Genomic DNA, 7,819 nt, shown 5'->3' on the forward strand with positions numbered 1-7,819 from the left:
GTGGTTAGGGTCGCGTGCTCACCCGGAAATCGCATGGCTGCCAGCGGGGAGCCGCGCCTAGAGTCGTCAGTCGTGACCTACAAGTTTGGCCCCAACAAGCAGTGCATCAAGCGGGTGCGGGCGATCACGCCGACCCTCATCACGGCCGCCGCCGACACAGTGGCCGACGGCGTCGAGATTCCCGTGGAGCACGCCGACATCTTCCCCACCATGCTCGGGTGGTGGCGCTTCGCGAACCGTACGGCCGAGGGCATGCTCCTGCTCTTCGACAAGGGCTTCTCGGCCGAGGCCATGCCCATGATGCGCAACCTCATCGGGCACGCCTACGCAATGAACTGGCTCCTGGACAACGGGGCCGCCGGCATGAGGGCGCTCCGCGCGTACACGGAGGACGGCCAGCAGAAGCTGGCGGACGACGTGAACACCTTCTGGAAGTTGGCGGAGCCGGTCAAGGTGGACGTGACGCCGGTGGAGTTCGCCGACGCGGCCGACGAGAAGCTGCACAAGAAGCTCGTGGGCGAGCTGGCGGTCTTCCGTAACCTGCTGATCGCGTACGGCACCCCCGCGATGTACCCGATCTACCGGCACCACTCCACGTACTCCCACACGACGGCGCAGACGGCCTCCGCGTACGTCTCCGAGCGGAACGGACGACTCGGCTACCACGCCACCGCCCAGCACGAGACGGCCTCCGACGTCGTATGGGTGCCGGTGGCCCTGATCCAGGCGGCGAAGGCCGTCAGCCCTCTGATCAAGGGCGATCCGATGCGGAAGGTGGTGGAGCATGCCATCCGGGATCTCGGCATCCCCGATGAGGTGTTCGACTTCCAGCGCGTCGTCAAGAAGGGCTCCGTCACATCGTCTCCGTGAGGATGTGGATGGCGAACCAGCCGGAGAAGCCGAGCCAGCCCACCGCGAAGAGGGCTCGCCCTGCCTTGCTGGTGCGCGTGCGGAACAGGTGGCGGACGTACTCGGAGAGGGTGTCGCCGGCACGCTTGTTGGCCAGGGCGATGCCCTCGGCGACGGCGAACATCACGGTCCAGGCGATCCATACGTAGGCCCACATGGTCGGTCACTCCTCGGGGTCGGTGGCGTAACGAAGGCGGCAGCGGCAGTTGACCGTGAGGGCGATCGGAGCGAAGGGATCGCCGGGATAGCGGAGCTGGAAGCCGTCGACCGTGTACGGGGCGCCGACGGCCAACGTCTTGCCGCTCAGGGCCTTGTGCGCGGGGCGTACGCGCTCGTCGCCGCGGGTGATCCAGGTACGTGTGACGTCGGGGCCGGCATTCTCCGCTGAGGCGTCCGCGGCGCCGTTGACGGTGGCGACGGCGCAGGTCTCGGCGATCCGGGCGACGATGGCGGGCGCCTCCGACTGATAGAACCACCTGACCTTGTTCTCAAGGTCGTCGAGAACAACAGCTCCGTGCTGCGCGTCGAACAGGACGTTGGCAAGGTCACGGAGCATTGCGGCGACTGTCTCACCCGCGTACGCCGCGGACACCAGTGCAGCCGCGCCCGCGGCCGGAGGCACTGCGTTGGTACCGGCCAGCGCGAGCCCCGCCTTGCGGGCGGTCGCGGTCGCGGCCTGCTGAAGGATCGGGGTTAGCGTTGCAGCGGTCTCCTCGGCCCAGCGTGCAGCGCCGACGACGCGGTCCTGGTCGAGGTTGGCGTCGGCGTGCCGCACGTCGCCGTCGTTCTCCGGCTGCCAGTACCGAGTGTTCTTACGGATCTTCGGCGCGCGGAGACGGGCGAGTATGACGCCCTCCTGCCGTGCCAGAAGGGCGGTGACGGCTGCGGCCACGGCCATGGACAAGCCATCGAAGTCGTCGTCCGTGACCTCGTATCCGTGCTCCTGCGGCAGTGCCTTGGCCTCGATCCGGCCGCGGGCGGCGCTAACGTCTTCAGCGGCGTCGCCGGGAAGAGCGAGGGGGAGGCTGTCGCGAGCTTGTTCCAATGCGGCGGCAGCCGAGTCCGCGTGGGGGCCGGTGACCGACTCCCGTGCCGCGGCAACGTCCTCCGTGGCGTCCCCGCCAGCGGCCGGAACCTGTTCGCGGGCCTCGGTGACGGCGGCAGCCGCTGTGTCGCCTTGCCCAGCTCCGGAGTGCGGCAGCGGGGGAGCCTGCCCGCCCGGTGCGCCGAGGGCTCCGGCGGGGTCCTGAGCGACTCCGAGCGCAGCGGCATCCTGCTCGTTCGCGGGCACGGGCGCCTTCTGCGGACTGATCCACAGGGCGCGGGTATGGGGCACATCGAAGGGACGTCGGCCGGCGATCTCCCGGTACTCGTCCGCGGTGATCAGCCCGGCGTTCCACTCCTCACGGGCTTCTTGGCGACGCTGGCGCTGGGGGAACTCCAGGGCCTCGACGGTGGAGGTCTTGAAGCGGAGCTTCCAGCCGTCCTCCAGATCCATATCGAAGGACGAGGCGATCAGCGCGAGGTGAGGCAACTCGGTGTGCTGCCAGAAATTCCACTCTTCTCGGTCCGCATTCGCGTAGGTCCGCTCGCTCGCATTACCGACCACGGACTCCGGGACGCCGAACGCGCTAAGGATCTCGTCCTTGGAGGTCTTGGACAGCGTCTCGTAGTTCATGTCGCGCGGCCGGGTGCTGGTGTCGACGTAGTCGAGTCCGCCGGGCCCGCTGCCCACGACGACGGTCTCGCCCGCGTGCTGCGCGCCGGGCGCAAGCCGCTGCTGGATACGGTCGATCTCCCGCTGATCGAGTCCGTCGACGTCGATGCCGACAATCCCCGACGGACGCGAATCGTTGTCTATGAAGTTGATGTTGTAGGTCCGAGCCTTCACGTCCAGGTCGACGGACAGTCCCGCAGCCTCAAGTGGGGTGACACCACAGAACGGGTCGGTCGGGTGCGGGTCTCGGAGCCAGACCACACGGTTGGGAGTCAGCTCACGGACCCTCCCGTCGTACGTCGTGAACTCGAAGTGCTTGACGTAGTCACCGTGCGGGTCGGGAATCGGCTCCACCCTGTTGGGCGGGAGGAGATCGAGGCGAGTGATCGTGCCCGCCCGAGAGCGGGTGATCTCAACGAACACCCCCTTCTTCGACAGCAGAAGCTGTGCGGATAGGCGCTTCTTGAAGACCGTGGCCCGCTCCAGCGGGTTCGCACGGACGTTCAGGACGTGCAGGAGGGGATGGTCGGTGAGGGTTTCCGCGAACTGCCGCTCATCACCGCCGCGGCCGATCTCGACGGTGAGCGCACCAGGGTGCTTGGAGATCGCTTCGACCGCCTTGAACGTCCAGATCGAGCGCTCGTACCCCTCCTGGATCACCCGGTCGAGGTCCCAGCCTGCGGCGCGATTCTCGGTGCCCCACACGGTGGTGGTGCCCGCGTAGGTCATGGAGACGTACGAGTTGCCGATGGGCCCGGCGGACTTCTCTTCGAGCGGCACGGCCGGGCGCGGGACAAGGAGGCGGCGGAGGCCGGGCAGGAACTGGCGCGGCATCAGGCCCCCTCACTGGCCAGCCATATGCCTGTCGCGGTGATCCCTGCGCCGACCTCGACCCACCCCAGGAGCGGGAAGTACACGAAGGCGCAGCAGACGGCGGACGCAGCCACGACGACGCTGACGGCGGAGGCGACGACGCGAGCGATCTCGGTCCTTGGCGGAGCCAGCAAACGGAAGATCGCGAAGGTTCCGACCGCGGCCACGCTGGTACTCAGCACCGGGTGCATCGCACCCAGAGCGACGAGCACGACGAGGACGCCAACGGCGACGAGAACAAGTCCGGCGGCTTCACGGGCGAGGCGTCGCGGCGAGGGTGTTTCAGGCGGTGTACTCACGGCGCGCACGATGTGTACGGCGCGCGGTTAGTGTCGCGTGCTCGCCCGGCACCTACTCACCGAGGACGGCTGACCCCAGCCACATAGGCGCCGATGCCGCGCCGCTGGACCTTCTCGCCGGGGATGATCGTGGCGCCCTTCGGGGACGGCGGGACCTTGCGCTTCTTCCGCGTGGACTGGTCCCCACCAATCAGGTGGCGGTTGTCCACCTTCTCCTCGCAGTCCTGGCCCTTCACCTCGTCGTACGGGCGGCGGCAGCCCTTGCAGTACACCTCCAGCGCATCCACGCGCTGACCCGCAGCCGTCTTGAAGGAGCCGCGGAAGTCGGCGATGCTCGCGATGCGCGGTTCGACCTGGATCTCGGCGGCGACGACCCAGGTGTGCGAGAGGTCTTGGGGCGGCTCCGGGGACTCGGCGGGCTCGGCTGGAGGCGCGGGCGGCGCTACTTTGGTCTCCGCCTTCTTCACTGGAGTCTGTGGCGCCGGGACGGGCCGTGACGGGAACAAGGGCTCCTGCCAGAAGGCCCGGCCCGCAGCCGGTGATAGGGGAGCCGTAGCAGTCGCCACCCATTCCTCCGCGTTGCGTCGCTGGCGGGGTTGACACAAGGGCCAACCCCCCTTTCACAGCGCGGAACGCCGAACAGCCGTGATCTGTTACACCGAACCCCCAACCAAGATCATGTAATCGGGGCAGACGCGGGCAGGTCCTGTTCGTGGGTACCGGTAAGAAGTGCGAGGACTTCGTCACGGAGTTCCGCCATCACCTCGCTTGTGGGTGCTTCGACGGTCAGGCGGACGACGGGATCGACGTTGGAGGGACGGAGGTTGAACCATCGGCCGCCGCCAAGGGAGACCGTCAGACCATCGAGGTGGTCGATGAACCCGCGCCCATCGAAGGCGTTCTCAACCGCTTCGAGTACCACGGGGGCATCTTTCACCCGCCGGTTGACCTCTCCGGAGGAGGCGTAGCGCCGGTAGGGGGCGGTTGCGTGTGACACGGTCTGGTCGCCGTGGCCGAGGACGTCCAAGACGTGGAGGGCTGCCAGGGCTCCGGAGTCGGCGTGCCAGAAGTCGCCGAAGTAGTAGTGGCCGGACGCTTCCCCGCCGAGGGCGGCGCCGTGGGCCTCCATCGCGAGCTTCACGAAGGCGTGCCCCACACGAGACCGGACTGGGGTGCCGCCCGCTTCCGTGATGGCTTCGATGGTGCCGGCCGAGGTGAGCAGGTCGTGGACGACCGTGGCGCCCGGTCTGCGAGCGAGAAGACGTGCAGCCAACCAGGCAAGCAGCGTGCACGGCGGTACGGGAGCGCCGTGTTCGTCGAGGATGAAGCAGCGGTCGGCGTCGCCGTCGAAGGCGATCCCGAGATCGGCTCCGCTGGCGACGACAGCGGCCTGTAGGTCGGTGAGGTTGGCGGGGTTCATGGGGTCGGCGTCATGGTGGGGGAAGGTGCCGTCGAGTTCGAAGTACAGGGGGACGACGGTAAGGGGCAGGTCCTCCAGGAGGTCGGGGAGGACGTGGCCCGCCATGCCGTTGCCCGCGTCGATGACGACCTTCAGCGGGCGGATGCCAGTGAGGTCGACCAGGCCGCGCACGTAGTGGGTGTACGCGTCGTGGAGGTCTGCGGGGTGCACGCGCCCGGCGGAGGCAGGCGCCTGGCGGGAATGTGGGTGGTGCGGAAGCTGTCCGGTATGGAGGTAGGTGTGTATGTCCTCCAGCCCGGTGTCCCGGGCGATAGGGCTGGCCCCCGGGCCCACCAGTTTGATGCCGTTGTCCGAGGTGGGGTTGTGGCTCGCGGTGATCATCGCTGCGGGCAGGTCCAGGGTGCCGGAGGCGAAGTAGAGCTGATCGGTGCTGGCCAGCCCGAGGGTGATGACATCCGTGCCGGTCGCGGTGACGCCGGCGGTGAAGGCGTTGGCCAGGGCGGGTGAGGTGGGGCGCATGTCGTGGGCGACGACGATCGTCGTGGCCTCGGTGAGGTAGGCGAATGCCTCGCCGACGGCGCGGGCGAGTTCCGGCGTGACGTCGTCAACATGGCCGCGGATGTCGTACGCCTTGATCGGGTGGCAGCGGTGCATGATCCCCTTCTTCGGGTCTGTCCCGGTGGGATGGGTTCCCTGTGCAGGGCGGCGGGCTGGGGCGTTGGTAACAACACGGCGGGTGCTCTGCGTGGGGGTGGTGAGCCCCGGCATGATGGCTGTTTCTGCCGTCTTCTTGGGATGCACGAGGGACAAGCCGTATGACGACGAACACCGCTGAGGTGTCCAAGGGGTACACGCGCGACACCTGGCCGATGGCTTCGGGCGTACTGATCATGGACCGTGAGGAGAAGGTCCTGCTGGTGCACCCGACCTACCACAAGGACCGGTGGCTCTTCCCGGGCGGCGGGATGGAGAGCGCGCAGCAGGACACCCCGCAGCGGGCTGCCGCCCGCGAGGTCGCCGAGGAACTGGGCGTTGCGTTGCCGGTCGGCCGGATGCTGGTCTCGGACTGGGTGATGAAGGACGGGCGCTTCTTCGAGGAACTGGTCTTCGTCTTCGACGGCGGCGTGGTCGACGAGGAGACCAAGGAGAAGTTCCGGACGCCGGACGACGAACTGCGCGGGTGGGCGTTCCTGGACCCCGGCGAGGCGGTGGCCCGGCTGGCGCCTCCGGATGCCCGTCGGCTTCAGGAGGCGCTGGCGGCGAAGAAGTCCGGTGTCCCGGTCTACCTGGAGCACGGGCATCCCGCCCCGGAGCAGGTCACCGGGCTCGTCCCCTAGTTCCGCCCTTCCGGCGGGGCCGGGCGTGCGCGAGGACCAGGTCCGCGAGCGCGTCGGCGGCGTCGGGGTGCCCGAGCGTACGGGCCTTGGCCGCCATCTCCTCGCGCTGATGGGCGTCTTCGATCAGGCGTTGGAGGCTCTCGCCGAGTCGCTGTGCGGTGACGTCCGGCCTGGTGATCGCGATGGCTGCGCCGTGCTCGGCGAGGTACTCGGCGTTGCGGCGCTGCTCGTCGGCGGCCGTGGGCTCCAGAGGGATGAGGACGGAGGGCTTGCCGATGGCGGTCAGCTCCGCCAGGGTTCCGGCGCCTGCCCGGGAGACGACCAGGTCTGCCGCGGCGAAGACATCGGCGAGTTCGCCGTCGATGTAGGGCACGGGCCGGTAGCGGTGGCCCAGGTGCAGGTCGAGGTCGGCGGCGTGTCCGAGCATCCGCTGATGGTGGTCGGGCCCGCACTGGTGCAGGACCTGGCAGACCGGGAGCAGCGTCGGCAGGATGTCGGTGATGAGGGAATTGATCTGGGCGCTGCCCTGGGCGCCGCCGGTCACGTAGATCAACGGCAGGGCCGGGTCGAGGCCATAGGCGGCTCGGGCCTTGCCCGCGTCGCCGTGCAGCAGCGCGTACCGCACGGGGTTTCCGGTGGTCGTTGCCCGTTCGCGAGCGCGTCGCGGCAGGGCGTCGCGGGAAGAGTCGTGGCTGAGGGCGACGGCCGTCGCGACGCGGGCCAAGACGCGGTTGGCCAGTCCCACGGCTGTGATCTGTTCGTGCATAACCAGGGGGCGACGGGTGAGGGCAGCGCCGAGTCCGACGGGGACGGCGACGTATCCACCGGTGGACAGGACCACGTCGGGGCGGTGGCGGGCAAGCGAACCGGCGGCCTGGAGGACGCCGTAGGGGACGCGGGCCATGTCGGTGAGGGTGCGCAGGACGGCTGCCGGTTTGAGGGAGCGGCGGACCTTGCCAGTCGCGATCGGGCGGAAGGTGATGCCGTGCGTCTGGCAGATGCGGGCTTCGAGGCCCTGGGCGTCGCCGTACCAGGTGACGTTCAGCGTGGTGCCCTGTTGGTCGAGGCGCTCTCGGAGGGTCGTGATGGTGGTGAGGGCGGGGTAGGTGTGGCCGCCGGTGCCGCCGCCGGTGACGGCCAGGTTGAGGGTGCGGGGTGAGGTCATGGTTGGGGGCTCTCGTGGTCGTGGCGGTGCCGGCCGTGCGTGCCGGCACCTGCGTGAGCGATCAGGGGTCAGGCTGCTGCGGTGGGGTCCTGGGGGTGG

8 protein-coding genes are annotated in these 7,819 nt (G+C 68.9%); 2 read left to right on the plus strand and 6 right to left on the minus strand.

Features of this window, described 5'->3' with window-relative positions; genetic code table 11:
* Window positions 1-72: 72 nt before the first annotated feature.
* Entirely contained in the window at window positions 73-870 is a 798-nt protein-coding gene (locus AC31A1_RS02355; RefSeq protein ID WP_489651559.1) for a DUF5677 domain-containing protein, read from the plus strand.
* On the opposite strand, the gene AC31A1_RS02360 is transcribed toward AC31A1_RS02355, so the two are convergent.
* The 5 genes from AC31A1_RS02360 to AC31A1_RS02380 all read right to left on the minus strand — a co-directional run bounded on the left by AC31A1_RS02360 (window position 854) and on the right by AC31A1_RS02380 (window position 5,872).
* Entirely contained in the window at window positions 854-1,066 is a 213-nt protein-coding gene (locus AC31A1_RS02360; protein ID WP_489651560.1) for a hypothetical protein, read from the minus strand. The two genes, AC31A1_RS02355 and AC31A1_RS02360, sit on opposite strands and share 17 nt — an antisense overlap.
* 6 nt (window positions 1,067-1,072) lie before the next feature.
* Window positions 1,073-3,460, minus strand: a complete 2,388-nt coding sequence (locus AC31A1_RS02365) for a phage portal protein (RefSeq protein ID WP_489651561.1) — start codon at window positions 3,458-3,460, stop codon at window positions 1,073-1,075.
* Window positions 3,460-3,798, minus strand: a complete 339-nt coding sequence (locus tag AC31A1_RS02370) for a hypothetical protein (protein ID WP_489651562.1) — start codon at window positions 3,796-3,798, stop codon at window positions 3,460-3,462. Before AC31A1_RS02370 ends, AC31A1_RS02365 begins: the two co-directional genes overlap by 1 nt.
* 56 nt (window positions 3,799-3,854) lie before the next feature.
* Window positions 3,855-4,265 (minus strand): hypothetical protein, encoded by a 411-nt coding sequence (locus AC31A1_RS02375; RefSeq protein ID WP_489651563.1) that lies wholly within the window; start codon window positions 4,263-4,265, stop codon window positions 3,855-3,857.
* A gap of 209 nt (window positions 4,266-4,474) precedes the next feature.
* Complete coding sequence (locus AC31A1_RS02380; protein WP_489651564.1) at window positions 4,475-5,872, minus strand: phosphohexomutase domain-containing protein; 1,398 nt, start codon at window positions 5,870-5,872, stop codon at window positions 4,475-4,477.
* 161 nt (window positions 5,873-6,033) lie between these two features.
* Between AC31A1_RS02380 and AC31A1_RS02385 the strand changes: the two genes are divergently transcribed.
* Window positions 6,034-6,555: an NUDIX domain-containing protein gene (locus AC31A1_RS02385; RefSeq protein ID WP_489651565.1), complete on the plus strand. Its 522-nt coding sequence runs from the start codon at window positions 6,034-6,036 to the stop codon at window positions 6,553-6,555.
* On the opposite strand, the gene AC31A1_RS02390 is transcribed toward AC31A1_RS02385, so the two are convergent.
* Window positions 6,536-7,720, minus strand: coding sequence for a UDP-N-acetylglucosamine--N-acetylmuramyl-(pentapeptide) pyrophosphoryl-undecaprenol N-acetylglucosamine transferase (locus AC31A1_RS02390; protein WP_489651566.1), 1,185 nt, complete (start codon window positions 7,718-7,720; stop codon window positions 6,536-6,538). The two genes, AC31A1_RS02385 and AC31A1_RS02390, sit on opposite strands and share 20 nt — an antisense overlap.
* Between the last annotated feature and the right edge of the window lie 99 nt (window positions 7,721-7,819).

This window comes from Streptomyces sp. P5F9 (assembly GCF_057961495.1).

Excerpts from the sequence above, each read along its gene's own strand:
- AC31A1_RS02360 (WP_489651560.1), bottom strand. The coding sequence starts at position 1,066 with ATGTGGGCCTACGTATGGATCGCCTGGACCGTGATGTTCGCCGTCGCC.
- AC31A1_RS02365 (WP_489651561.1), bottom strand. The coding sequence starts at position 3,460 with ATGCCGCGCCAGTTCCTGCCCGGCCTCCGCCGCCTCCTTGTCCCGCGC.
- AC31A1_RS02380 (WP_489651564.1), bottom strand. The coding sequence starts at position 5,872 with ATGCACCGCTGCCACCCGATCAAGGCGTACGACATCCGCGGCCATGTT.
- AC31A1_RS02385 (WP_489651565.1), top strand. The coding sequence starts at position 6,034 with ATGACGACGAACACCGCTGAGGTGTCCAAGGGGTACACGCGCGACACC.
- AC31A1_RS02390 (WP_489651566.1), bottom strand. The coding sequence starts at position 7,720 with ATGACCTCACCCCGCACCCTCAACCTGGCCGTCACCGGCGGCGGCACC.